This is a genomic window from Stenotrophomonas sp. G4, from assembly GCF_003428825.1.
Lineage (GTDB): Bacteria > Pseudomonadota > Gammaproteobacteria > Xanthomonadales > Xanthomonadaceae > Stenotrophomonas > Stenotrophomonas indicatrix.
The window spans coordinates 577,049-599,558 of record NZ_CP031741.1 but is presented as its reverse complement, the minus strand read 5'-3'; the positions used below and the strand labels follow the sequence as shown (position 1 = coordinate 599,558).

Here is a 22,510-nt window from a genome sequence, read left to right as displayed (position 1 = left end):
CTGAGGCCCGGCCCGCGCGCCAGCAACCCCGGCTGAATGGCGCCCGCTCCTTGGACCCGAGCGGCCCGACAGCTGGGATAGCATCGCCGCGCTCGTGCCACGGCGGTACGGAAGCACCCCGGAGGCCTTGTAGATGCTGGATATCGTACTGGTTGAAGACGACGCTCGGCTGGGCACGATGGTCAGCGACTACCTGAAGCGCCACGGTTACCAGGTCGCCCACGAACGCTGCGGCCAGCGCGCGATCGCCCGGATCCTCAGCGAAAAGCCGGCGCTGGTCCTGCTCGACATCGGGCTGCCGGGCCAAGATGGTTTCGAAGTGTGTCGGCAGATCCGGCCCCACTATGACGGGATCATCTGCGTGCTGAGCGCCCGCACGGACAACATCGACCAGGTGCTGGGGCTGGAACTGGGCGCCGACGACTACATCGGCAAGCCGATCGAACCACGGGTGCTGCTGGCCCGGCTGCGCGCCCACCTGCGCCGCCACCGCCGGGTCGAGCCACGCGATGGCGCCCTGCGTTTCGGTGAACTGAGCATCGACCCGTCCACCCGCAACGTGCACCTGCAGGGCCGCCTGCTGGAGCTGACCACCGCCGAGTTCGACCTGCTGTTCCTGCTGGCCGGCAACGCGGGCCAGATCCTCGACCGCGATGCGCTGCTGCGTGGCCTGCGCGGCATCGCCTTCGATGGCCTGGATCGGTCGATCGACGCACGCATCTCGCGCCTGCGGCGCAAGCTCGGCGACAACCCGGAGCAGCCCGAGCGGATCAAGACCGTGCGCGGCCGTGGTTACCTGTTCAGCCGATCGGCATGGGGATGAAGCCTCCGTCGTCGGCCATGCGTGGCCATGCCTTCCACTTCCTGCGCTACGGCATCGGTTTCCTCACCGCCCATCTGCTGCTGATCGTGCTCGGGCTGTGGGCCTGGGATGCGCTGCTGGAAGACCGCACCGAGGCCAGCCTGCAGGCGGAAATGCGCGGCCCGCACGCCATGCTGCAACATCGCTTCGCCGAAACGCCGCCGGCGCAGTGGCCAGCCCTGGCACAACAGTTGGACAGCGATTTCGCCTATCCGCTGCAGCTGATGCCGCTGACCGAAGCTGCCGCGATACTGCCGGCGAAACAGCGCAAGGGCTTGCTCAACGGACACGTGCAGATCGAGCTGGACAGCATGCGCAGCCTGCAGCGCGTCGGCAACAGCAGCAGTGCGCTGATCCTGGGGCCGCTGGACCAGGCCCTGCCCGAAGAAGGCTGGCAGGACAGCGACGCCTCCGGCGTGGCCATCATCCTGCTGATCCTGATGGTGGCGGTGGCATTGCCGATGTACGTGATGGTCTATCGGTTGTGGCGCGATGTCTCGCAGCTGGCGCAGACCGCACGACGGATGCGCGATGGCCAGCTCGACAGCCGGGCGCCACGCGCCGGTACCGCGCTGGTGCGGCCATTGGCCAAGGCGTTCAACCACATGGCCGAACAGCTGCAGCTGCTGCTGGACAGCCAGCGCGTGCTGGCCCAGGCGGTGGCGCACGAAGTCCGCACACCGCTGGCACGCATGCGCTTCGGCCTGGCCGACCTGGAAGACACCGGACTGGACGACGCCCAGCGCGATGCGCTGTCCGGCCTGCGCATCGACATCGACCGGTTGCAGCACCTGACCGATGCGGGTGTCGAGTACGCCGCGCTCGGCCGCTGCCATCAGGTCACCCGCCAGCGCCTGCAACTGGCCGCGCTGGTACGCGGTGTGGTCGAGCAGTTCGCACCACTGACGATACCGGTGCAGCAGGACCTGTCACCGGCAGGGCTGGTCAACGTCAACCGGCACATGCTGGAACTGGCGCTGCGCAACCTGCTGGGCAACGCGCTGCGCTATGCGCGCCGGCAGATCCGCATCGTCAGCACGCTCAACGAGGGATGGCTGTGCCTGCAGGTGGAGGACGATGGTCCCGGTATCGCCGTCGAACTGCGCAGCCAGGTGATGCAGCCCTACGTGCGGCTGGACCTGGCCAGCCCGGGCTTCGGGCTGGGCCTGGCGCTGGTGCAGGTGGTGGCGGACAAGCATCGCGGCCACGTGGAAGTGGCCGATTCGGTGCTCGGCGGTGCCTGCATCCGGCTGCTGCTGCCGATGGAAAGCGGTGTCCCGCCACCGGCAGACAACGTCTAGTTCGCCTCGGCATCGGCACGCGGCAAGGCGAACACGAACAGCGCGCCCTGTTCGCTGTCGCGCAGTTCGATACGGCGGCCATGCAACTGCACGATGCGCTGCACGATCAGCAGGCCGAGCCCGCCGTTCTCGCCACGCCGCGCGCCCAGTGCCGCCGGCGCCTGGAACAGTTGCCCACGCAGTGCTGGCGCCACCCCAGGGCCATCGTCCTGTACCGCCACCTGCACACTGTCGGGCAGCGCCGACAGCTGCACCTGCACGCGGCCCCCGTCCGGCGCATGCCGCAGCGCGTTGTCGAGCAGATTGGTCAGCACGCGCTCCACAAGACCCAGGTCCGCGCGGACCAGCGGCAGGCCCGGCGGGAAATCAGCGTGCAGGCGCTGCCCACGTGCCTGCGCGGCCAGCTCGAACTTCTGCAGTACGTCCTGCAGCAGTTCCGGCAGCGCGAACACTTCCCACTCCAGCCGCACTTCACCGTGCTCCAGCCGCGCCAGTTCAAACAGTGCCCGGGCCAGACGGCCGACCTTGGCGCTCTGCGCCAGCGCGATACCGAGATAGCGACGGCGCTCCTGCGGCGACAGCGTGGCTTCTTTCAGCGCCAGCGTCTCCAGGTAACCGTGCAGCGAGGACAACGGCGTGCGCAGGTCGTGCGAGATGTTGGCCACCAGTTCGCGGCGCTGCAGGTCCTGCTGCCGAAGCTGCTGCCACTGCTCGCCCAGCCGCTGTGCCATCTGTGAATGGGCATGTTCGAGGATCTTCAGTTCATCGCGCTCGCCCGCGCGCAGCGGTACCGGCGCGGGCAGGGGCGTCGGTGCGTCGATGTCGAAGGCCTGGATGCGCCGGGTGACCTGGCGCAGTGGCCGGGTCACCCAGTAGAAGGCCACCAGGCCGGCAAGCAGGCCCAGCCCGCCGATCAACAGCACCGACCAGAGCGTGGTGTGCCATTGGCTGCCGGCGGCCAGATCGTCGGCCAGCATCTGCCGGTGTTCGCCCACCAGCACCACATACACGTAACCCGCCTGCCGCCCCTGCACCACCAGCGGCGCGACACTGAACACCTTGCGGCCATCGGCACTGCGGGGATCGTCACCGAGGATCGGCAGCGGCGCACCGGACAGCAGGCGCCGCAGCGGTGCCACGTCCACCCGGCTGCGCACCAGGTGGCCGCTGGGCGCATCGTGGCCGAGGATGCGACCCTGCTCATCCAGCAGGTACACCTCGACACTGGGGTTGACCGCCATCAGCTGGCCGAACAATGCGCGCACCGCTGCATCGCGCATGCCGCTGGTGTCCATCAGCTCGCTGCGCTGGGCGATGTGCTCGGCCAACCCAAGCGACAGGCGCTGCACCACTTCCTGCTCATGCCGGGTATTGGTGCGCATCTGCCAGGCCAGCAGCGCCATGCAGCACGTCAGCATCAGCGCCGACATCACCAGCGCCAGTTTCTGCCACAGGTTCGGCTTGATCATGTGGCCGCCCCGGCCGGGTCGACCAGCTTGTAGCCGCGCCCCCATACGGTCAGCAGACGCCGCGGGTTGCCCGGGTCGGTCTCGATCTTGCTGCGCAGGCGGTTGATGTGGGTGTTGACCGTGTGCTCGTAACCATCGTGCTGGTAGCCCCAGACCTGGTTGAGCAGTTCCATCCGCGCAAACACCTGGTCCGGGTGGCGGGCGAAGAACAGCAGCAGTTCGAACTCACGCGGGGTCAGTTCCAGTGCATTGCCATCGACGGCGGCAGTACGGGCGACCGGGTCCAGCCGCAGCCCCCCGAGTTCGATCGCCCCGGCATCGATGCGCGCGTTCTGTGCCATCGCTTCGGCGCGGCGCAGAAGCGCACGCACGCGCGCCACCAGTTCCGGCATCGAGAACGGCTTGGCCAGGTAGTCGTCCGCGCCCAGTTCCAGGCCGACGATGCGCTGGGTTTCGCTGCCACGTGCGCTGATGATGATGATCGGCACGTAGCGCGCCATCGCGCGTGCGCGCTGGCAGACCTGCAGGCCGTCCACGCCCGGCAGCATCACGTCCAGTACCAGTGCATCCCACGGACCTTCCTGTTCGATCAGGCGCAGGCCGGCATCGCCGCTGGCGGCGTGTGCGACTTCATAGCCCTCATCACCCAGGTGCATGCGCAGCAGGTCGGCGATGTGGGCATCGTCTTCAACGATCAGGACGCGTTTGGCGGACATCGGCAGCTTCGGGCCAGCGGGGAGGCTGCCCGCATTGTGGCGCGGGAGCGGCGTGGATACCTCACGAAAAATTGAATCCTGCGTGAGGATTCGTTGACCGGAGGGGGCGCAGCATGGCCCCGTTGCCCCTTCCCGGAGTCCACCATGACCCTCACCCGCCGCCATCTGCTGGGCCTGGGCGGTGCTGTCACCGCCGCCGGCCTGCTGGGCTTGGGCGCGTGCAGCCGTGCGGCGCCAGCCGCTGCCGAGGCACGGCCTGCACGACAGTTCGAGGTGGTCCGCAGCGATGCCGAGTGGCGCCGGCTGCTGAGCCCGGCGCAGTACGCCGTGCTGCGCCAGCAGGCCACCGAGCGCCCTTGGAGCAGCCCGCTGAACAAGGAACATCGGCAGGGCACGTTCGCCTGCGCCGGCTGTGCGTTGCCGCTGTTCTCTTCGTCCACCAAGTTCGAAAGCCACACCGGCTGGCCCAGCTTCTGGGCGCCGCTGCACAACGCCATCGGCGAGGACCGTGACACCACCTTCGGCATGTTGCGGGTGGAAGCACATTGCCGCCGCTGTGGCGGCCATCTCGGCCACGTGTTCAACGATGGCCCGCGGCCGACCGGACTGCGCTACTGCATGAACGGCGCCGCGATGGTGTTCATGCCCGGGACTGCGCAACAGGACGCCGCTGGCGGCTGGCGCGTGCCGGTCGGTTCTTCCCCTGCTTCTGGAGCCTGATGATGCTGCTGTTGCTGCTTGCCTATCTCGGCGGCGTGCTGACCCTGCTCAGCCCGTGCATCCTGCCGGTGCTGCCGTTCGTGTTCGCACGCGCTGATCGTCCTTTCCTGCGCAGCACCCTGCCGCTGCTGCTGGGCATGGCGCTGACCTTCACCGTGGTCGCCAGTCTGGCGGCGGTCGGCAGCCAGTGGGTGGCGCAGGCCAACCAGGTCGGCCGCTGGGTGGCATTGGTACTGATGGCGGTGTTCGCCATCGCGCTGCTGTGGCCGACCCTGGCCGACCACCTGCTGGCGCCGTTGCAGCGCATCGGTGCGCGACTGAGCGCACGTGCCGACGCTGCGGATTCGGCTGGGCACGGCGGCGCCTGGACCTCGCTGCTGATCGGCATCGCCACTGGCCTGCTGTGGGCCCCCTGCGCCGGTCCGATTCTTGGCCTGGTGCTGACCGGTGCCGCCCTGAACGGCGCCAGTGTCGGCACCAGTTCGCTGTTGCTGGCCTACGCGCTGGGCGCCGTCACCGCACTGGCGCTGGCGGTGTGGGTGGGCGGCCGTGTGTTCCGCGCGCTGCAGGCCCGGCTCGGCCTGGGCAATGTGGTGCGCCGGGTGCTGGGCGTGGCCGCGCTGCTGGCGGTTGTGGCGATCGGCGTGGGCTGGGACACCGGCCTGCTGACCCGCTTGTCCGCGGTCAGTACCGCACGCATCGAACAGGGCCTGCTGGATGCCGTGCCCGGCACGCAGCCGGCAGCACCACCGATGATGATGATGGCAGCCGGCCAGGTAGGCGCGCCGCTGCCGGTGGAAGGAACGCTGCCCACGCTGGATGGCGCCACCGGGTGGCTCAACAGCCCGCCGCTGAGCCGCGAGCAGCTGCATGGCAAGGTCGTGCTGATCGACTTCTGGACCTATTCCTGCATCAACTGCCTGCGTGCGATGCCGTTCGTGCACGAGTGGGCGCAGCGCTACCGCGACCATGGCCTGGTGGTGATCGGCGTGCACACCCCGGAATTCGCGTTTGAGCGCGACCCGCGCAACGTGATGAAGGCCGTGCAGCAGCTGCAGGTCGAGTACCCGGTCGCGCTCGACAACCAGTATGCGATCTGGCGCGCGTTCAACAACCGCTACTGGCCGGCGCACTACTTCGTCGATGCGCAGGGCAACATCCGCGGGCATCAGTTCGGCGAGGGCAACTACGCGCACTCCGAACAGGTGATTCGCCGCCTGCTGGTGGAAGCCGGGCAGGCCGAGCTGCCGCCGCCTGCTGATCCGGCCGCGGCTGACCTGCAGGGCGTGGCCACGCAGGCCGACATGGGCAACCTGCGCTCGCCGGAAACCTACCTGGGCCACGCACGTGCCGAGCAGTTCGCCTCGCCGGGCGGGCAGCGCACCGACGCAGCATTCGGCTACACGCTGCCGTCCACCCTGGCGCTGAACCAATGGGGCCTGTCCGGACAGTGGCGGGTCAACGATGAGGCTGCACAACTGCAGCAGGCCGGCGGCCGCATCGCGTTCCAGTTCCACGCCCGCGACCTGCATCTGGTGCTGGCACCGGGCGAGGACGGCAAGCCGGTGCGCTTCCGCGTGCTGCTCGATGGCAAGCCACTGCCTGCGGCCGATGCCGGCGCCGACGTGGCCGCCGATGGCACCGGCACCGTCAACGAGCACCGCCTGTACCAGCTGATCCGCCAGCGCGGCGCGATCGGTCCGCATCGTTTCGAGATCGAATTCCTCGACGCAGGCGTGCAGGCCTACGCCTTCACCTTCGGTTGAACCGGGAGCACACGATGAAACTCTCCTTCGAACAGGGCATTGCCGCCGGCGTCGCCGGCCTGGTCGCCACCGCGCTGGTCGCAGGTGTGCTGCTGGTCGACCACAGCGCGATCGCCGCCCCGGCCGAGCCCACCGCGCAGCTGCAGGCACCGCCTGCGCCCAGCGGTGATGCGGCGTTCCGCGATGACGCAAGCCACGCCAGCGTGGTCTTCGCCGGCGGTTGTTTCTGGGGCGTGCAGGGCGTGTTCCAGCACGTCAAAGGGGTGAGCAACGCGGTGTCCGGTTACATCGGAGGCAGTGCCGCCGACGCCCGCTATGAACGCGTCAGCAGTGGCCGCACCGGCCACGCCGAAGCGGTGAAGGTGGACTACGACCCGCGCCAGGTCAGCTATGGACAGTTGATGCAGGTGTTCTTCTCGGTGGTGCACGACCCGACCCAGCTCAACCGCCAAGGGCCCGATCATGGCAGCCAGTACCGCTCGGCGATCTTCGCCGAAGACGCGCGCCAGCAGGCAGCAAGCCGTGCGTACATCGGCCAGCTCGGCCAGGCAGGCAGCTACCGCGCGCCGATCGTGACCCAGGTGAGCAGCGGCCAGCGCTTCTACCCGGCCGAGAGTTACCACCAGAACTACATGAGCAACTACCCGCAGGCCGCGTACATCCGCTACTACGACGCGCCCAAGCTGACCGCGCTGGGCAAGCAGTTCCCGGCGTTGTACCGCCGCGATCCCGCGTTGGTGCCGATGCGCTGACACCCCATGGCGGGGCCGGCCGCTGGCCGCCACCACGGCATGAAAAAGACGCACGGCCACAGGGCCGTGCGCTTGGGAAATGTCGACCCGGCCCCGATCAGGCCCGGCCGACAACGACATGCTAGGCTCGTCAGCATCATGGGTACAGAACCAGATGCGGGCCGGGTCGATGGATACAGAAGACGCCACCACGATGATTCCTCCCCGCTACCAGCGGCTGTCGGACGAGCTGGCTGAAGCCATCCACGGCGGGCGCCTGCCGGTCGGCAGCCGGCTGCCGTCGCTGCGGCAGATGGCATCGCAGCGCCAGCTCAGCCTGAACACCGTGATCGCGGCCTACCGTCAGCTGGAAGACGCCGGTCTGGTCATTCCGCGGCCCAAGGCCGGCTTCGAAGTCGCGCCGCGACTGTCGGTTCCGCAGCGCTCGCTGCGTGATGCGCCGTCCGCGCCCACCGCCCCGCTGCAGCAGGTGCTGATGGCGCGGGTGCTGGAAGCGCAGCGGCGCCCCGGCGTGATCGATCTCGCCTTTGCCGGCCCGCGTGGGCGCCAGTTCTACCCGGGTGCGCAGCTGGCCCGGCACACCGCGCAGGTGCTGCGCCACGGCCAGCAGACCGTGGAGACCTACGCCCGTCCCAATGGTTCGCCACGCCTGCTGGCGCAGATCGTGCGGCGTGGCCCGCGGATGGGCCTGCATACCCACCCCGAACGCCTGCTGCTGACCCATGGCGCGATGGAGGCACTGCAACTGGCGCTGCGCGCGGTCACCCGGCCCGGCGATGCGGTGGGAATCGAAGCGCCCTCGTACTTCAACCTGTATCCCCTGCTGACCACGCTGGGCCTGCAGCCGATCGAACTGCCCACCCATCCGCAGCGCGGCCTGGACGTGGATGCGCTGGAAGCACTGCTGGAGCACACCCCTCTTGCGGCGCTGGTGGTGATGCCGACCGTGCACAACCCGCTGGGCTGCACGATGCCGATCGCCGACAAGCAGCGCCTGGCCGAACTGGTCAACGCACGCCAGCTGCCGCTGATCGAAGACGCGGTGTACGCCGAACTGCAGTTCAGCGAGCCGCCGGCGCCGTTGCTGAAGGCGTTCGACCGCGATGGCTGGGTGATGGTGGTCGGTGGATTCTCGAAGACGCTGGCACCGGACTACCGCATCGGCTGGCTCGATGGCGGCCGCTTCGCCGAACGCATCGCGCTGCTCAAATTCCAGTCCACCGGCGGCGAACCGCAGCTGCTCGGTGATGCGGTGGCGGCCTACCTGGAAGCCGGCAGCTACGAGCATCACCTGCATCGCATGCGCCGGTTGTACCGCGAACAGGTCGGCCGCCTGCGGCAGCTGGTGGCCGAACATTTCCCGGCCGGCACCCGCGCCACCGAGCCGCAGGGAGGGTTCCTGCTGTGGCTGGAGTTGCCTGGCGTAGACACCCGGGAGCTGTTCGAGCGCGCATTGGCAGAGGACATCGTGTTCATGCCGGGCCAGGTGTATTCGCGTGGCGCGCGCTACCGGCATTGCCTGCGGTTGTCGTGCTGCCAGACCCTGGACGCGCGCTTCATCGCGGCGGTGGAACGGTTGGGTGCGATCGCACGGGAGCTGGTGGCGGCAACACGGTAGTGCCGGCCGCTGGCCGGCAACCTCGAGGTGGTGAAACGCGTGCAGTTGCCGGCCAGCGGCCGGCACTACCTGTGGTCGCTGTGCAGATACGCGCTCAAGGCTTCGCCATCGGCGCCCGGCAGATGTGGCAGCCGGCCCCAGCAGGGCATCGGCAGGCGCTGCTGCAAGGTCGCGAAATTCTCATCCTGGCGCTGCATCGACGGATCGATGTGGTTGCCGATCCAGCCCAGGCACTCCACGCCACTGGCCTGCAGCGCGTGTGCGGTCAACCGCGCGTGGTTGACGCAGCCCAGGCGCATGCCGACCACCAGCACCACCGGCAGCCGCAGCGCACGCACCAGGTCAAGCTGGTCCAACTGCGCCGACAACGGCGCCAGCCAGCCGCCCACGCCTTCGACCACCACCACGTCGGCCTGTGCGCGCAGGCGTTCGAAGGCCGCCACGATCGGGGCCAGTTCGATGCGCACGCCATCTTCTGCGGCCGCCAGTTCGGGCGCCAACGGCTGGCGCAATGCGTAGGGGTTCAGATCGGCGTAGTCAGGCACCGGCAGGCTGGCGGCCTGCAATGCCAGCGCGTCGTCGTTGCGCAGCCCCTGCCCCGCGTCATGGCTGCCGCTGGCCACCGGCTTCATGCCCACCGCGCGCAGGCCGCGCCGGCGCAGCGCGTGCAGCAGCGCGGTACTGGCGACGGTCTTGCCGATCTCGGTATCGGTGCCGGTGACGAACAGGGCCGTCGGCAACGTGGCAGGCAGGGACATCACAGGCTCCAGCGGGGCAACAGAGCCCCCATTATCGCTGGCCCGGCACGCTTGCTAGACTGCGGCCATGTTCGCCAACGCCTCGCTCACCGGCAGCAAGCCGGAACAATACGCCCAGCTGCTGGAACAGGCCCGTGGCCTGGTCTACGGCGAGTCCGACCGCATCGCCAATGCGGCCAACCTCGCTGCACTGGTCTACCACGCCCTGCCCGACCTGAACTGGGTGGGCTTCTACCTGTACGACGGCAAGGAACTGGTGGTCGGTCCGTTCCAGGGCCTGCCGGCCTGCGTACGCATTCCGCTGGACAAGGGCGTGTGCGGTGCGGCCGCCAGCCAGCGCGTTACCCAGCGGATCGAAGACGTGGACGCCTTCCCCGGCCATATCGCCTGCGACGCCGCATCGCGCTCGGAACTGGTGGTGCCGTTGCTCCGCGGTGAGGAGCTGATCGGCGTGTTCGATATCGACAGCCCCATCGTCGGCCGCTTCGATGCCGAGGACCAGGCCGGCCTGGAAGCCATCGCCGAGGTGTTCGTCGGGGCGTTGGCGTGAGCGCGGTCAAGCTGCGCAACATCGGCCCGAAGAGTGCGGCATGGCTGCGCCAGGTGGGCCTGCGCAGCCGTGAGGACCTGGTTGCGATCGGTGCCGTCGGTGCCTTCGTCAAGGTCAAGCGTGCCGGCTTCAAGCCCAGCCTCAACCTGCTGTATTCGCTGGAAGGTGCGCTGCTGGACTGCCACTGGCAGGAATTGAGCGAGCCGCAGCGTACGGCACTGGTGCAGGACTACGAAGCACGGATTGCCGTGCATCCGCTGAAGGCGGCAGGTCCGGCATCGGGCCCGGTGCATGAGCAGCGCTTCGACGCCGAGGATGATGGCGAAGAAAGCACGGCTGGAAGCGCCGACGAGGATTGACTGTTTGGTAGTGCCGGCCGCTGGCCGGCAAGCTCAGGAACGTTGCGAAGATCGTGCAGTTGCCGGCCAGCGGCCGGCACTACCGTCCGATCAGGGTTGCTGCAGCTCCAGCAGCTCGCCCACCAGCCCCGCTTCACCGCGCTCGACCCACACGCGCAGGCGCGTGCCGTGGTCGATGCGCAGCGCCCAGCACAGCGACATCGGCAGGCCACACACCTGCGACAGCACCATGCGCAGCGGGCCGCCGTGGCTGACCACGACCGTCGGCGGCGGGTCGTCGTCATCCAGCAGGCGATCCAGCGCGCGTGCGATGCGCCGTTCGAAGTGGCCCCAGCTTTCGCCATGCGGCGGCGGAAACGCGTGCGGATCGGCGTGGAACGCGGCCAACGCCTCTTCCGGCAGGTCGAACAACGATTGGCCATCCCAGTCGCCGAAATCCAGCTCTTCCCACTCCTCGTCGGCCTCCACGTCCAGCGCGCGCGGTGTGGCCAGCGCCATCGCCGTATGCAGCGAGCGCAGGCGCGGCGAACTGATCACCCGTTCCCACGATTGCCCGGCATAGGCATCGACCAGTTCCTGCGGCAGGCGAGCCAGCTGCGGCGGATCGCTGCGGCCATCGAGGAACTCATCGCGACCGTTGCCGGCATGGCGGACCAGGTCGAGGATCATGCGCGTGCCCAGTCAGGGCGGCGCGGGAACAGCGGAAAACAGACGGACATCGGCAACGGCACCACGATAATTCGAGCTGCATTCTAGGCGCTGGCGCAGGTCTGCTGCACCGTGCGGTTGCATCCGCGCCTCTCCAGTCGTGCAGGTTCACTGCTACGGGCCGGCCGCGATGCCGTAGACTGCGCGCACTTCCAGGTGACCTGCGGCCCTGCCGGCAGGTTGAAACGGGAAGCCGGTGACGCGTGACAACACGCCATGCCGGCGCTGCCCCCGCAACGGTAAGCACGTCAGTTCCAGGCAACCCGCCACTGTGCCGCAGGCATGGGAAGGCGCCTGGACGGTGGCCTTGGGCCACCCGGCGGCGAGCCCGGAGACCGGCCCGGAAGCCTCAGGTCGCGATGCGGTGGGCATGGCGCTGGTTGTCTGCGGCGATGGCTGCGGCATCGGCGCGTGCCTGCCTGTTGTGACTCCTCCCCTTCGCTGCGCGGGCGTGCGCGGCACCTGGAGTCCCCCGATGAAACTGCAGTCCCGAATGCTGTCCCTGGCCGTGCTGGCCGCACTTCCTGCATTGGCCCTGGCCGATGATGGCGCCGCCGACCTCGACCAGGTGCTGGTCACCGCTACCCGTACTCCGATCGCCTTGCAGGACAGCATTGCGCCTGCGCAGGTGATCGACCGCGCGCAGATCGAATCCAGCCAGGCCACCTCCCTGCAGGAACTGCTGCAGGGCCGCGCCGGCATCAACCTGACCAATGCCGGTGGCCTGGGCAAGCAGAGCTCGCTGTTCCTGCGTGGCACCAATTCCTCGCACACCGTGGTGCTGGTCGATGGCGTGCGCATCAACAGCGCCGACCTCGGCCTGGCGATGTACCAGGATCTGCCGCTGGCACAGATCGAGCGCGTGGAAATCGTGCGCGGCCCGCAGTCCAGCCTGTACGGTGCCGACGCCATCGGCGGCGTGATCCAGATCTTCACCCGCCGCAACCAGGGTGATTTCGCTCCGCACTTCCAGCTGGGCGGCGGCAGCGATGGCCTGCGTGAAGCCAGCGGCGGCATCGGTGGCGGCACCGAACGCGGCTGGTTCGGCGCCGACATCGCCTACCAGCATTCGGATGGCATCGATGCCTGCCGCGGTTCGGCCACGCTGTTCACCGGCTGCTTCGCCGATGAACCCGACCGCGATGGCTACCGCAACCTGTCCAAGAGCCTGCGCGGTGGTTACAACCTGGGCGATCAGTGGACCGTGGAAGGCAGCGCCCTGCGTGCCGACGGCAAGAACCACTACGACGGCTACTACAACTACTCCGAGACCCGCCAGCAGGTACTGGCCGGCAAGGTGCGCTACACCCCGTCCGAGCAGTTGACGCTGACCGCCAACGTCGGCCGCAGCGACAACGAGTCCGACAACTTCGGTGATTTCGGTGCACGCGGCAGCGCACAGACGCACCGCGACAGCGCTTCGCTGCAGGCCGACATCGGTGTTGCCGAAGGCCAGCTGCTCAGCGCCGGCGTGGACTGGAGCGAGGACAACCTGGATGGCAGCAGCGCCGGTTACCTGGTCGACAGCCGTCGCAACACCGGCGTATTCCTGCAGTACCAGGCGCGCTTCGGCCGTCACCAGCTGCAGGTCAGCGCACGCAATGATGACAACCAGCAGTTCGGCAACCATGCCACCGGCAGCTTCGGCTGGGCGATGGAGCTGGGCCACGGCCTGCGCGTCAACGCCAGCTACGGCACCGCGTTCAAGGCACCGACCTTCAGCGACCTGTACGACCCGTGGAGCGGCGTGTCGACGCTGGACCCGGAAAAGTCCAAGAGTGCCAATCTCGGCATCTCGCAGCAGGGCCAAGGCTGGCGCTGGGGCCTGGACGTGTACGAAACCCGCATCGATGACCTGATCACCTACGACGCGGCCACCTTCCGCATGCAGCAGGTCGAAAAGGCGCGCATCCGCGGTGCCGAACTGACCGGCGGCGCCACCGTGGCCGGCTTCGACATCAACGCGCAGCTGAGTTTCACCGACCCGCGCAACCGCACCAACGGCAGCGCGCAGTTCGACAACTGGCTGGCACGCCGTGCGCAGCAGACCGCGCGCCTGGACATCGACCGCCGTTTCGGCGATTTCCGCACCGGCCTGACCGTGCAGGGCGCGGGCAAGCGCTACGACGATGCCGCCAACGCGGTGAAGGTCGGCGGCTACGGCACGCTGGATCTGCGCGCCGAATACGCGCTGACCCCGGCATGGTCGGTGCTGGCGCGGGTGGCCAATGTGTTCGACCGCGAGTACGAAACCGTGGCGTGGTTCAACCAGCCAGGCCGCGAGTATCAGCTGAGCGTGCGTTACCAGCCGAAATAACGATCCACGCCATCGACGCATGGCGTCGATCTACATGATCGGTAGCGCCGGGCCATGCCCGGCGTCGGGGCGCCAGATCGAAGGGCCGCCGGGCATGGCCCGGCGCTACCGGCAGGTCAGATCGCCGATACCGCAGCCAATCCCGGCAGTTCACGCAGGTCGTCGATTACCGCGACGGCCTGCGCGTTTTCCAGGTCCAGTCCTCGCGGATAGCCGTAGCGCACCAGCGCAATCGGCATGCCGGCGTCCTCGGCGGCACGATAGTCGGTGAGCGAATCGCCGACCATCAGGCACGCATCGACGGGCAGTTCGAAGTGCGCGGCGATATGCCGCAACGGCTCACCACTGGGCTTGCGCTGCGGCAGCGAATCACCACCCAGCACCAGCGCAAAGGCATCGGCGATGCCCAGGTGCTGCAGCAACGGCGGCACCAGCGCGGCCGGCTTGTTGGTGCAGATGGCCAGCGGCACGTTCAACGCGCGCAACTGCGCCAGCGCGTCCACTACGCCAGCGAACAGCTGCGGGCTGCGCAGCAGGCATTCGCGGTAATGGACCATGAAGGTCGGCATCACCGCTGCCAGATCGATCTGACGCCCGGCGGCCTGCACGGCCTGTTCGACCAGCCGGCGCACGCCGTCGCCGATCCAGCCCAGCACGGTGGCTTCGGGTACGCGCGCCAGGCCGATGTCTTCCAGCGTGCGGTTCAGTGCTTCGGCGATATCGGCGGCGCTGTCGACCAGCGTGCCATCGAGGTCGAACACGACCAGCGGATAGGGATACGACAAGGGACGGCTCACTCGTGCAACGTGGGGCGTCCATTGTACGCCCGCGTCTTCAGCCGATCCGGCGTGCGCGGGTGGCCAGGAAGGTCGGCAGGTAACGGTCGATCAGGAAGCGCGGCTGCGGCTGCCAGTCTTCCATGAAGCGGTCGATGACGAACCCGGCATCCAGCTGCCCGGCGATCAGATCCCCCAGGCTGTGGCCGAATGTCAGCGCTTCGCCACGGGCCAGCTTGGCCTCGCGCGCGGCGGGCTCCAGGTCTTCCAGGTCGGAATAGGGAATCGCGTACTGCGGGCGGATCAGGCCCTGCTCGCTCAGCTGTGCATCACGCGCAGCAACGAACACCACCGGATTGTAGAAGCTGGCCATCAGCAGGCCATCGCGTGCCAGCACCCGGCGGCACTCGGCCCACACCGGACGCACGTCGGGCACGTACAGGTTCGATATGGGATGGAACACCACGTCGAAGCTGTCACTGGCAAAGGCCTGCAGATCACGCATGTCACCCTGAACGGTGCGCAGCGACAGACCGTCGCGGTCGGCGACGGCGCGGTCCTGCGCCAGCTGCCCGTCGGAAAGATCGAACACGGTCACCTCGGCGCCTGCCGCGGCAAGCACGGGTGCCTGTTGGCCACCGGCCGAGGCCAGGCACAGGATGCGCCTGCCACGCACATCGCCCAGCCAATCCAGCGGCAACGCACGCGGCGTCAGGTGTACCTGCCAGCGTCCCTCGCGTGCGGCGGCAATCGTTTCGGCATCCACCGGTCGCGACCACTCACGCACCTCGCTGGCCTGGCGGTCCCAGGCAGCACGGTTGTGGTCGATCAACGCCTGTCCATGGTTCATGTGCTCTCCTTGCCCGAAGGCCGCCAGTCCAGATCCTGGAAGGCCGGGCTGGCGAAGCACTCGGCGAGGAAATCCAGGAATCGCCGCATGATAACGGGCTGTTGCCGGCGCGAGGCGTACACGGCATGAATGCCCAGCTCGTCCAGGCTGTACTCGGGCAGCAGTTCGATCAGCTCACCACTGCGCAGCAACGGTGCGACCTGGTAGGTCGGCAACATGGCAATACCGGCATTGGCGCGCACCGCCTCCAGCAACAGCGATGCTTCATTGGCACTGATGTTGCCGCCCACCGCCACCGACAGCGAGCGCCCTTCGCGATGCAGCTGCCACAGGCTTTTGCCGACGTAGTGATGGGTCAGGCAGTTGTGCACGGCGAGGTGTTCGGGCGCGGTCGGCGTGCCACGCGCCTGCAGGTAGGCCGGCGTCGCGCACAGCACCGAACGGCAGATCGCCAAGCGACGTGCGATCAGGCTGGGATCGATCTGCCGCGCGATGCGCACGGCCAGGTCGACGCGCTCCTCCACCAGGTTGACCATGCGGTCGACCAGCAGCAGTTCGATGCGTGCGGCCGGATGGCGCTGCACGAAGGCGGCCACCGCACGCGCCAGATGGCTCTGCCCGAACGACACGCTGGCGGTGATGCGCAGCGTGCCGTGTGGCTCGGGATCGTCGCTGGCCAGCTCACCCTGCAGTTCTTCGCCGATCGCCAGCATCTGCCGGAAACGCGCCAGCGCGGCTTCACCGGCCCCGGTCAGGCTGACCCGCCGCGTGGTCCGGTGCAGCAGCCGCGCGCCCAGCCAGCCCTCCACCTCGGCCAGGTAGCGGCTGACCATCGCCCGCGACATGTCCAGCACCTCGGCGGCGGCGGTCAGGCTGCCGCGCTCGGCCACTTCGACGAATACGGTCATGGCGGTCAATCGGTCCATCTACTCGATCCATGCAACAAACAAGCGCGTTATACGCTGTTTTTCGAGCGACTGCAGCGGCCTACAGTGGCCCCATTCCCAGCCACCACCCCCACGGAGTCCTGCCATGAAGATCGCCCTCGTCGGTGCCACCGGCAACATCGGCCGCCAGATCGCCCGCCACGCGCTGGCCAACGGCCATCAACTGACCGTCATCGTGCGCAGCGCGCAGGACCTGCCGGCCGAGCTGGCCGGCGCCCATCCGGTCATCGCCTCGCTGGATGACCAGGACGCCCTGGTCGCCGCCGTCACCGGCCACGATGTGCTGGCCAGCGCCTACGGCCCGCGCCCGGGCGACGACATCGGTCGCGTCGGCGAGGTTGCCGCACAACTGGCCAACGCCGCCCGCAAGGCCAACGTGCCGCGCCTGGTCGTGGTCGGCGGCGCCGGCAGCCTGGAAGTCGCCCCCGGCGTGCAGCTGGTCGACACCCCCACCTTCCCGGAGGCCTACAAGCCCTACGCGCTGGCCCACCGTGAAGCGTTCAACCGCCTGCAGGCGGTGGACGACCTGGACTGGACCTTCTTCTCGCCGGCTGCCGAAATCGGCCCGGGTGAAGAGCGTGGGCAGTACCGCGTGCAGCCCAAGGCGTTCCTCGCCGATGCCAGCGGCCACAGCCGCATCAGCTACGCCGACTACGGCGCCGCGTTCGTCGCCGAACTGGAAGCGCACAAGCACCCCAGGCAGATCATCACGGCGGCGTACTGATCGCGCACTCGCCGGCCTGACCGCCCGCCGGGCATGGCCCGGCGCTACCCACCTGTAAAGCCGAAGGCAACGGCAGGAGCCGTTGCCAACGTTGCTTGCGACGGCCCGTAGGGGCCGGGCAAGGACGCCCGGCATAGCCAACGCTCGGCTCGACACCCCAAGGACACCTCCCATGCGTACTGCTGCCCTGCTGCTTCCTCTCGCGCTGGCTGCCAGCTTCACCAGCGCCCCGCTGCTGGCCGCACCGGCCGCGCCTGCACCCGCCTGCGCTGCCAAATCCCAGCTGCGCCTGCAGACCTTCCATCCCGGACCGCAGGCAATGTTCTCGGTGTCCTCGGTGCTGATCGAAGGGCGCAACGACGCGATCCTGGTCAACGCGCAGTTTGCTGCCGGCGATGCACGCCGGCTGGTCGAGCAGATCCGTGCCAGCGGCAAGCGGCTGACCACCATCTACATCAGCCATGGCGATCCGGACTATTACTTCGGCTTGGCCACCGTGCAGGATGCGTTCCCGCAGGCGCGCATCGTCGCCACCGCGCAGACCGTGGCGCACATCCGTGAATCCCAGGCCGGCAAGCTGGCGTACTGGGGGCCGAAGATGGGCGCCGACGCTCCCGCACGCATCGTGGTGCCCGCAGTGCTGGAAGGCGATGCACTGCAGCTGGAAGGCCAGCGCCTGCCGTTGATCGGCCTGGATGGACCGACGCCGGACCGCAGCGTGCTGTGGGTGCCGTCGCTGCGCGCGATCGTCGGTGGCATTCCGGTGGTGGCCGGCGAGCACGTGTGGATGGCCGATACGCAGACGCCGCAGTCGCATGCCGATTGGCTGCGCACGCTGCAGCAGCTGCAGGCGCTGAAGCCGAAGGTGGTGGTGCCCGGTCATTACGCGGAGGGTGCGGCACTGGATGCCAGTGCGCTGCGCTTCACCGCGGATTACATCCGTGCCTTCGATGTTGAAACCGCCAAGGCCAAGGACAGCGCTGCGTTGGTGAAGGCGATGCAGGCGCGCTATCCGCAGCTGGCGGGTGTGGCGTCGCTGGAGTTGAGTGCGAAGGTGGCCAAGGGCGAGATGCAGTGGCCGTAAGGTAGGGGGGTTCTTTTGCAGGGCTGCGCCCTGCACCCGCAGAGGCAACTGCAACAGCCGAAGGAACAGCAGAAGCTGGTTTTCTGAGGGTTAGCGGGGTGGGTCCGGTTGCGGGGGACGCCGTGAATACGTCCATGTAGGCTCGGTCGCGCCATCCATGGCGCTCACGCCCCCGCAACCGGACCCACCCCGCCTTCGACAGGTTCCCGCTGCGGTTGGTGGGTGCTGGCCGCTGGTCGGCACGCGGCTGTTGGTAGGTGTCGACCTTGGTCGACACATGTATCAGGTCCGTGGGGAATCGTTCGTTGCGTGCTCGAACAATTCGCCCTGCACCACGGCTTCCTTTTCGCGGAAACCGCCAAGGCCGACGCTGAGCTGGAGTTGAGTGCGAAGGTGGCCAAGGGCGAGATGCAGTGGCCATAAGGCAGGGGTTCTTTTGCAGGGCTGCGCCCTGCACCCGCAGAGGCAACTGCAACAGCCGAAGCAACAGCAGAAGCTGGTTTTCTGAGGGTTAGCGGGGCGGGTCCGGTTGCGGGGGACGCCGTGAATACGTCCATGTAGGCTCGGTCGCGCCATCCATGGCGCTCACGCCCCCGCAACCGGACCCACCCCGCCTTCGACAGGTTCCCGCTGCTGTTGGTGGGTGCTGACCGTTGGTCGGCACGCGGCAGTTGGTAGGTGTCGACCTTGGTCGACACATGCATCAGGTCCGTGGGGAATCGTTCGTTGCGTGCTCGAACAATTCGCCCTGCACCACGGCTTCCTTATCGCGGAAACCGCCAAGGCCGACGCTGAGCTGGAGTTGGGTGCGAAGGTGGCCAAGGGCGAGATGCAGTGGCCATAAGGCAGGGGTTCTTTTGCAGGGCTGCGCCCTGCACCCGCAGAGGCAACTGCAACAGCCGAAGCAACTGCAGAAGCTGGTTTTCTGAGGGTTAGCGGGGTGGGTCCGGTTGCGGGGGACGCCGTGAATACGTCCATGTAGGCTCGGTCGCGCCATCCATGGCGCTCACGCCCCCGCAACCGGACCCACCCCGCCTTCGACAGGTTCCCGCTGCGGTTGGTGGGTGCTGACCGTTGGTCGGCACGCGGCTGTTGGTAGGTGTCGACCTTGGTCGACACATGTATCAGGTCCGTGGGGAATCGTTCGTTGCGTGCTCGAACAATTCGCCCTGCACCACGGCTTCCTTTTCGCGGAAACCGCCGAGGCCGACGCCGACCAGCCGATAGCGGGTGTCGGCGGGCAGGTCGACGCGGGCGCGCAGGGCCAGTGCGATGTCGCGCAGTTCTTCCATCGACTCGGGCGGGCGTTCGGGGGTGAAGCTGCGGGTGAGGATGCGGAACTGCGCGGTCTTCAGTTTCAGTACCACCGTGTGGCCGATGCGTTCGGTCTTGCGCGTGGCCTGCCAGGTCTTCCCGGCCAGCTGCACGATCGCCTCGCCCAGGTCTTCCAGCAGCAGGTCCTCTGCGAAGGTGTCCTCCGAAGAGATCGACTGCACCTGCTGGTCAGGCTCCACCGGCCGCTCGTCGACACCACGTGCGCGGTTGTACAGGCTGCGGCCGAAGCTGCCGAAGGCGTCTTCCAGGTCCGGCAGCGTCCATTGCCGCAGGTCGCCGCAGGTGACGATGCCGCGCGCCGCCAGCTTGCCTTCCATCACCTTGCCCACGCCGGGCACGCGGTTCACCGGCAGCGGCAGCAGGAATGCGTCCACCCGCTGCGGCGGAATCACGAACTGGCCGTCGGGCTTGCGCCAGTCCGAGGCGATCTTGGCCAGGAACTTGTTCGGCGCGATCCCGGCTGAAGCGGTCAGGTTGGTTTCCTCGCGGATCTGCGCGCGGATGGTGCGGGCGATGTCGGTGGCCAGTTCGATGCCACTCTTCGGCTCGGTCACGTCCAGGTAGGCCTCGTCCAAGGACAACGGCTCGACCAGGTCGGTATGGCGCAGGAAGATCTCGCGCACGTGGCGCGACACCGCCTTGTAACGCGCGAAGTCCGGCGGCACGAAGACCGCGTCCGGGCACAGGCGCTCGGCGCGCAGTGCCGGCATCGCCGAACGCACGCCGAACACGCGCGCTTCGTACGAAGCGGCACACACCACTGAACGCGCACCGCGCCATGCCACCACCACCGGCTTGCCGCGCAGTGACGGATCGTCACGCTGCTCCACCGACGCGTAGAAGGCGTCCATGTCGACGTGGATGATCTTGCGCAGTGCGTTCATGGTTGGCCCACATGATACCCGCACCGTACCGGTCCAGACGCCGAAGTATGGTCGTTGTGCATCAACGGGATGCGTGGTTTCAGCTGAAAACACTACGCACGCGTACGGAGACACGGTTTGATATCCGCCTGATCCGTCGTGCATCCTCGGGAACTCGTTGCCTTGTTTTCGCTTCCAGGATTGCGCTTTCCATGACTCGTCTCCACGCGTTCAACCGCGACCAGCTGCTGGCCAGCGCACGCGGTGAACTGTTCGGCGCTGCCGCCGGCCGGTTGCCCAACGACCCGATGCTGATGTTCGACCGCATCACCGAAATCCGCGAGGACGGCGGACCGCATGGCAAGGGCATGGTACGCGCCGAACTGGATATCCGCCCGGACCTGTGGTTCTTCGGCTGCCACTTCATCGGCGACCCGGTGATGCCCGGCTGCCTGGGCCTGGATGCCATGTGGCAGCTGACCGGCTTCTTCCTGACCTGGCTGGGTGCCCCCGGCAAGGGCCGCGCCCTGGGCTGCGGCGAAGTGAAGTTCACCGGCCAGGTGCTGCCCGACGCCAAACTGGTGCGCTACGAGATCGACATCAGCCGCGTCATCAACCGCAAGCTGGTGATGGCCCAGTCCGACGCGCGCATGTACGTGGACGACCGCGAGATCTACAACGCCCGCGACCTGCGCGTGGGCCTGTTCACCGAAACCGGGAGCTTCTGATGCGTCGCGTCGTCATCACCGGCATGGGCATCACGTCCTGCCTCGGCAATGATCTGGATACCGTTTCGGCTGCCCTGCGTGAAAGCCGCGCCGGCATCACCGCGCTGGCCGACCACGCCGAAGCCGGCCTGCGCAGCCAGGTGGGTGGTCGCGTCGACCTCGATCTGGATGCGCTGATCGACCGCAAGCAGAAGCGCTTCATGAGCGATGCCGCGGCCTTCGCCTACCTGGCGATGGCCGATGCCATCACCGATGCGGGGCTGACCCCGGAGCAGGTCAGTGGCCTGCGCACCGGCCTGATCGCCGGTTCTGGCGGTGGCTCCAGCGAATGGCAGGTCGGTGCGGTGGATCTGCTGCGCAGCCGTGGCGTGCGCAAGGTGGGCCCGTACATGGTGCCGCGCACGATGTGCTCGACCGTGTCGGCCTGCCTGGCTACCGCATTCCAGATCAAGGGTGTCAGCTACTCGCTGTCGGCCGCCTGCGCGACCTCGGCGCACTGCATCGGTGCGGCTGCCGACCTCATCCGCCACGGCGCGCAGGACATCATGTTCGCCGGCGGCGGTGAAGACCTGCACTGGTCGATGAGCGTGATGTTCGATGCGATGGGCGCACTGTCCACCAGCTTCAACGACACCCCCGCCAGCGCCTCGCGCCCGTATGACAAGGACCGCGATGGCTTCGTCATCGCCGGCGGTGGCGGCATGCTGGTGCTGGAGGACTACGACCACGCGGTGGCACGTGGCGCGCACATCCATGCCGAGCTGATCGGCTATGGCGTGACCTCCGATGGCGCCGACATGGTCGCGCCGTCCGGCGAAGGCGCCGTGCGCTGCATGAAGATGGCGCTGCAGAACGTCGACCGTCCGCTGGATTACCTCAACACCCACGGCACCTCGACCCCGCTGGGCGATGTGACCGAGCTGGGTGCGATCCGCGAGGTGTTCGGCGATGCGATTCCGCCGCTGTCCTCGACCAAGGCGCTGTCGGGCCATTCGCTGGGCGCTGCCAGCGTGCATGAAGCGATTTACTGCCTGCTGATGATGCGCGATGGCTTCGTGGCCGGCTCGGCCAACATCGGCGAGCTGGACCCGAGGGTGGAAGGCTTCCCGATCCTGCGCGAAAGCCGCGAGCAGAAGCTGGATACGGTGATGTCCAACAGCTTCGGCTTCGGTGGCACCAACGCGGCGCTGGTGTTCGGCAGGGTGTGATCTGAAAACGTGCCAACCAAGGTTGGCACCTACCAGGGCGGTAGCGCCGGGCCATGCCCGGCGAGAGCGGCGAAGCGTACCGACCAACGGTCGGCACCC

Annotated in this window: 21 protein-coding genes and 1 riboswitch; of the genes, 13 read left to right on the top strand and 8 right to left on the bottom strand. The window is 67.9% G+C overall.

Features of this window, described 5'->3' with window-relative positions; translation table 11 throughout:
* Positions 1 to 133 precede the first annotated feature (133 nt).
* Both D0Y85_RS02710 and D0Y85_RS02705 read left to right on the top strand, forming a co-directional pair.
* Entirely contained in the window at positions 134 to 823 is a 690-nt protein-coding gene (locus tag D0Y85_RS02710; RefSeq protein WP_025878439.1) for a winged helix-turn-helix domain-containing protein, read from the top strand.
* Positions 820 to 2,163 carry an ATP-binding protein gene (locus tag D0Y85_RS02705; protein ID WP_117309449.1) on the top strand — a complete coding sequence of 448 codons (1,344 nt, stop codon included), beginning with the start codon at positions 820 to 822 and terminating at the stop codon, positions 2,161 to 2,163. Before D0Y85_RS02710 ends, D0Y85_RS02705 begins: the two co-directional genes overlap by 4 nt.
* On the opposite strand, the gene D0Y85_RS02700 is transcribed toward D0Y85_RS02705, so the two are convergent.
* Together D0Y85_RS02700 and D0Y85_RS02695 are read right to left on the bottom strand one after the other, a co-directional pair.
* Positions 2,160 to 3,632 carry a HAMP domain-containing sensor histidine kinase gene (locus D0Y85_RS02700; protein WP_117309448.1) on the bottom strand — a complete coding sequence of 491 codons (1,473 nt, stop codon included), beginning with the start codon at positions 3,630 to 3,632 and terminating at the stop codon, positions 2,160 to 2,162. The genes D0Y85_RS02705 and D0Y85_RS02700 overlap by 4 nt on opposite strands.
* Positions 3,629 to 4,348, bottom strand: coding sequence for a response regulator transcription factor (locus tag D0Y85_RS02695; RefSeq protein ID WP_032976390.1), 720 nt, complete (start codon positions 4,346 to 4,348; stop codon positions 3,629 to 3,631). Before D0Y85_RS02695 ends, D0Y85_RS02700 begins: the two co-directional genes overlap by 4 nt.
* A gap of 144 nt (positions 4,349 to 4,492) precedes the next feature.
* On the opposite strand from D0Y85_RS02695, the gene msrB reads away from it, so the two are divergent.
* From msrB to D0Y85_RS02675, 4 genes are all read left to right on the top strand, one after another.
* The gene (msrB, locus tag D0Y85_RS02690) at positions 4,493 to 5,068 is read left to right on the top strand and encodes a peptide-methionine (R)-S-oxide reductase MsrB (protein ID WP_117309447.1); all 576 of its coding nucleotides are present in this window, start codon (positions 4,493 to 4,495) and stop codon (positions 5,066 to 5,068) included.
* Between the two features lie 2 nt (positions 5,069 to 5,070).
* Positions 5,071 to 6,834: a cytochrome c biogenesis protein DipZ gene (locus D0Y85_RS02685; RefSeq protein ID WP_117309446.1), complete on the top strand. Its 1,764-nt coding sequence runs from the start codon at positions 5,071 to 5,073 to the stop codon at positions 6,832 to 6,834.
* 14 nt (positions 6,835 to 6,848) lie between these two features.
* On the top strand, positions 6,849 to 7,586 hold the full coding sequence (msrA, locus tag D0Y85_RS02680) for a peptide-methionine (S)-S-oxide reductase MsrA (RefSeq protein WP_117309445.1): 738 nt from the start codon (positions 6,849 to 6,851) through the stop codon (positions 7,584 to 7,586).
* A 169-nt stretch (positions 7,587 to 7,755) separates the two neighbouring features.
* Entirely contained in the window at positions 7,756 to 9,204 is a 1,449-nt protein-coding gene (locus tag D0Y85_RS02675; protein ID WP_117309444.1) for a PLP-dependent aminotransferase family protein, read from the top strand.
* A gap of 65 nt (positions 9,205 to 9,269) precedes the next feature.
* On the opposite strand, the gene bioD is transcribed toward D0Y85_RS02675, so the two are convergent.
* Entirely contained in the window at positions 9,270 to 9,962 is a 693-nt protein-coding gene (bioD, locus tag D0Y85_RS02670) for a dethiobiotin synthase (RefSeq protein WP_117309443.1), read from the bottom strand.
* Positions 9,963 to 10,029: 67 nt separating this feature from the next.
* Between bioD and D0Y85_RS02665 the strand changes: the two genes are divergently transcribed.
* Both D0Y85_RS02665 and D0Y85_RS02660 read left to right on the top strand, forming a co-directional pair.
* A complete protein-coding gene (locus D0Y85_RS02665) occupies positions 10,030 to 10,512 on the top strand; it encodes a GAF domain-containing protein (protein WP_117309442.1) in 483 nt (160 codons plus the stop codon).
* A complete protein-coding gene (locus tag D0Y85_RS02660; protein ID WP_117309441.1) occupies positions 10,509 to 10,871 on the top strand; it encodes a TfoX/Sxy family protein in 363 nt (120 codons plus the stop codon). Before D0Y85_RS02665 ends, D0Y85_RS02660 begins: the two co-directional genes overlap by 4 nt.
* Before the next feature lie 90 nt (positions 10,872 to 10,961).
* On the opposite strand, the gene D0Y85_RS02655 is transcribed toward D0Y85_RS02660, so the two are convergent.
* Positions 10,962 to 11,540, bottom strand: coding sequence for a histidine phosphatase family protein (locus D0Y85_RS02655; protein WP_117309440.1), 579 nt, complete (start codon positions 11,538 to 11,540; stop codon positions 10,962 to 10,964).
* Between the two features lie 176 nt (positions 11,541 to 11,716).
* A riboswitch (cobalamin riboswitch) is annotated at positions 11,717 to 11,938 on the top strand.
* 116 nt (positions 11,939 to 12,054) lie between these two features.
* On the opposite strand from D0Y85_RS02655, the gene btuB reads away from it, so the two are divergent.
* The gene (gene btuB / locus D0Y85_RS02650) at positions 12,055 to 13,896 is read left to right on the top strand and encodes a TonB-dependent vitamin B12 receptor (RefSeq protein WP_117309439.1); all 1,842 of its coding nucleotides are present in this window, start codon (positions 12,055 to 12,057) and stop codon (positions 13,894 to 13,896) included.
* Between the two features lie 116 nt (positions 13,897 to 14,012).
* Here the strand turns inward: btuB and gph are convergent, their stop codons facing one another.
* The 3 genes from gph to D0Y85_RS02635 are packed head-to-tail and all read right to left on the bottom strand — an operon-like array spanning position 14,013 to position 16,448.
* Positions 14,013 to 14,681 (bottom strand): phosphoglycolate phosphatase, encoded by a 669-nt coding sequence (gene gph, locus D0Y85_RS02645; protein WP_025878426.1) that lies wholly within the window; start codon positions 14,679 to 14,681, stop codon positions 14,013 to 14,015.
* 49 nt (positions 14,682 to 14,730) lie between these two features.
* On the bottom strand, positions 14,731 to 15,522 hold the full coding sequence (locus tag D0Y85_RS02640; protein WP_080150131.1) for a class I SAM-dependent methyltransferase: 792 nt from the start codon (positions 15,520 to 15,522) through the stop codon (positions 14,731 to 14,733).
* Positions 15,519 to 16,448, bottom strand: a complete 930-nt coding sequence (locus tag D0Y85_RS02635) for a LysR family transcriptional regulator (RefSeq protein WP_117309438.1) — start codon at positions 16,446 to 16,448, stop codon at positions 15,519 to 15,521. Before D0Y85_RS02635 ends, D0Y85_RS02640 begins: the two co-directional genes overlap by 4 nt.
* Positions 16,449 to 16,554: 106 nt before the next feature.
* Here D0Y85_RS02635 and D0Y85_RS02630 point away from each other — a divergent pair, with 106 nt between their 5' ends.
* On the top strand, positions 16,555 to 17,193 hold the full coding sequence (locus tag D0Y85_RS02630; RefSeq protein WP_117309437.1) for an NAD(P)H-binding protein: 639 nt from the start codon (positions 16,555 to 16,557) through the stop codon (positions 17,191 to 17,193).
* A gap of 172 nt (positions 17,194 to 17,365) precedes the next feature.
* Positions 17,366 to 18,277, top strand: coding sequence for an MBL fold metallo-hydrolase (locus tag D0Y85_RS02625; protein WP_117309436.1), 912 nt, complete (start codon positions 17,366 to 17,368; stop codon positions 18,275 to 18,277).
* A gap of 1,124 nt (positions 18,278 to 19,401) precedes the next feature.
* On the opposite strand, the gene dinB is transcribed toward D0Y85_RS02625, so the two are convergent.
* Positions 19,402 to 20,496: a DNA polymerase IV gene (dinB, locus tag D0Y85_RS02620; protein ID WP_117309435.1), complete on the bottom strand. Its 1,095-nt coding sequence runs from the start codon at positions 20,494 to 20,496 to the stop codon at positions 19,402 to 19,404.
* Between the two features lie 191 nt (positions 20,497 to 20,687).
* On the opposite strand from dinB, the gene fabA reads away from it, so the two are divergent.
* Together fabA and fabB are read left to right on the top strand one after the other, a co-directional pair.
* Entirely contained in the window at positions 20,688 to 21,203 is a 516-nt protein-coding gene (fabA, locus tag D0Y85_RS02615; protein ID WP_025878420.1) for a 3-hydroxyacyl-[acyl-carrier-protein] dehydratase FabA, read from the top strand.
* The gene (fabB, locus tag D0Y85_RS02610) at positions 21,203 to 22,411 is read left to right on the top strand and encodes a beta-ketoacyl-ACP synthase I (RefSeq protein WP_025878419.1); all 1,209 of its coding nucleotides are present in this window, start codon (positions 21,203 to 21,205) and stop codon (positions 22,409 to 22,411) included. Before fabA ends, fabB begins: the two co-directional genes overlap by 1 nt.
* Positions 22,412 to 22,510 lie beyond the last annotated feature (99 nt).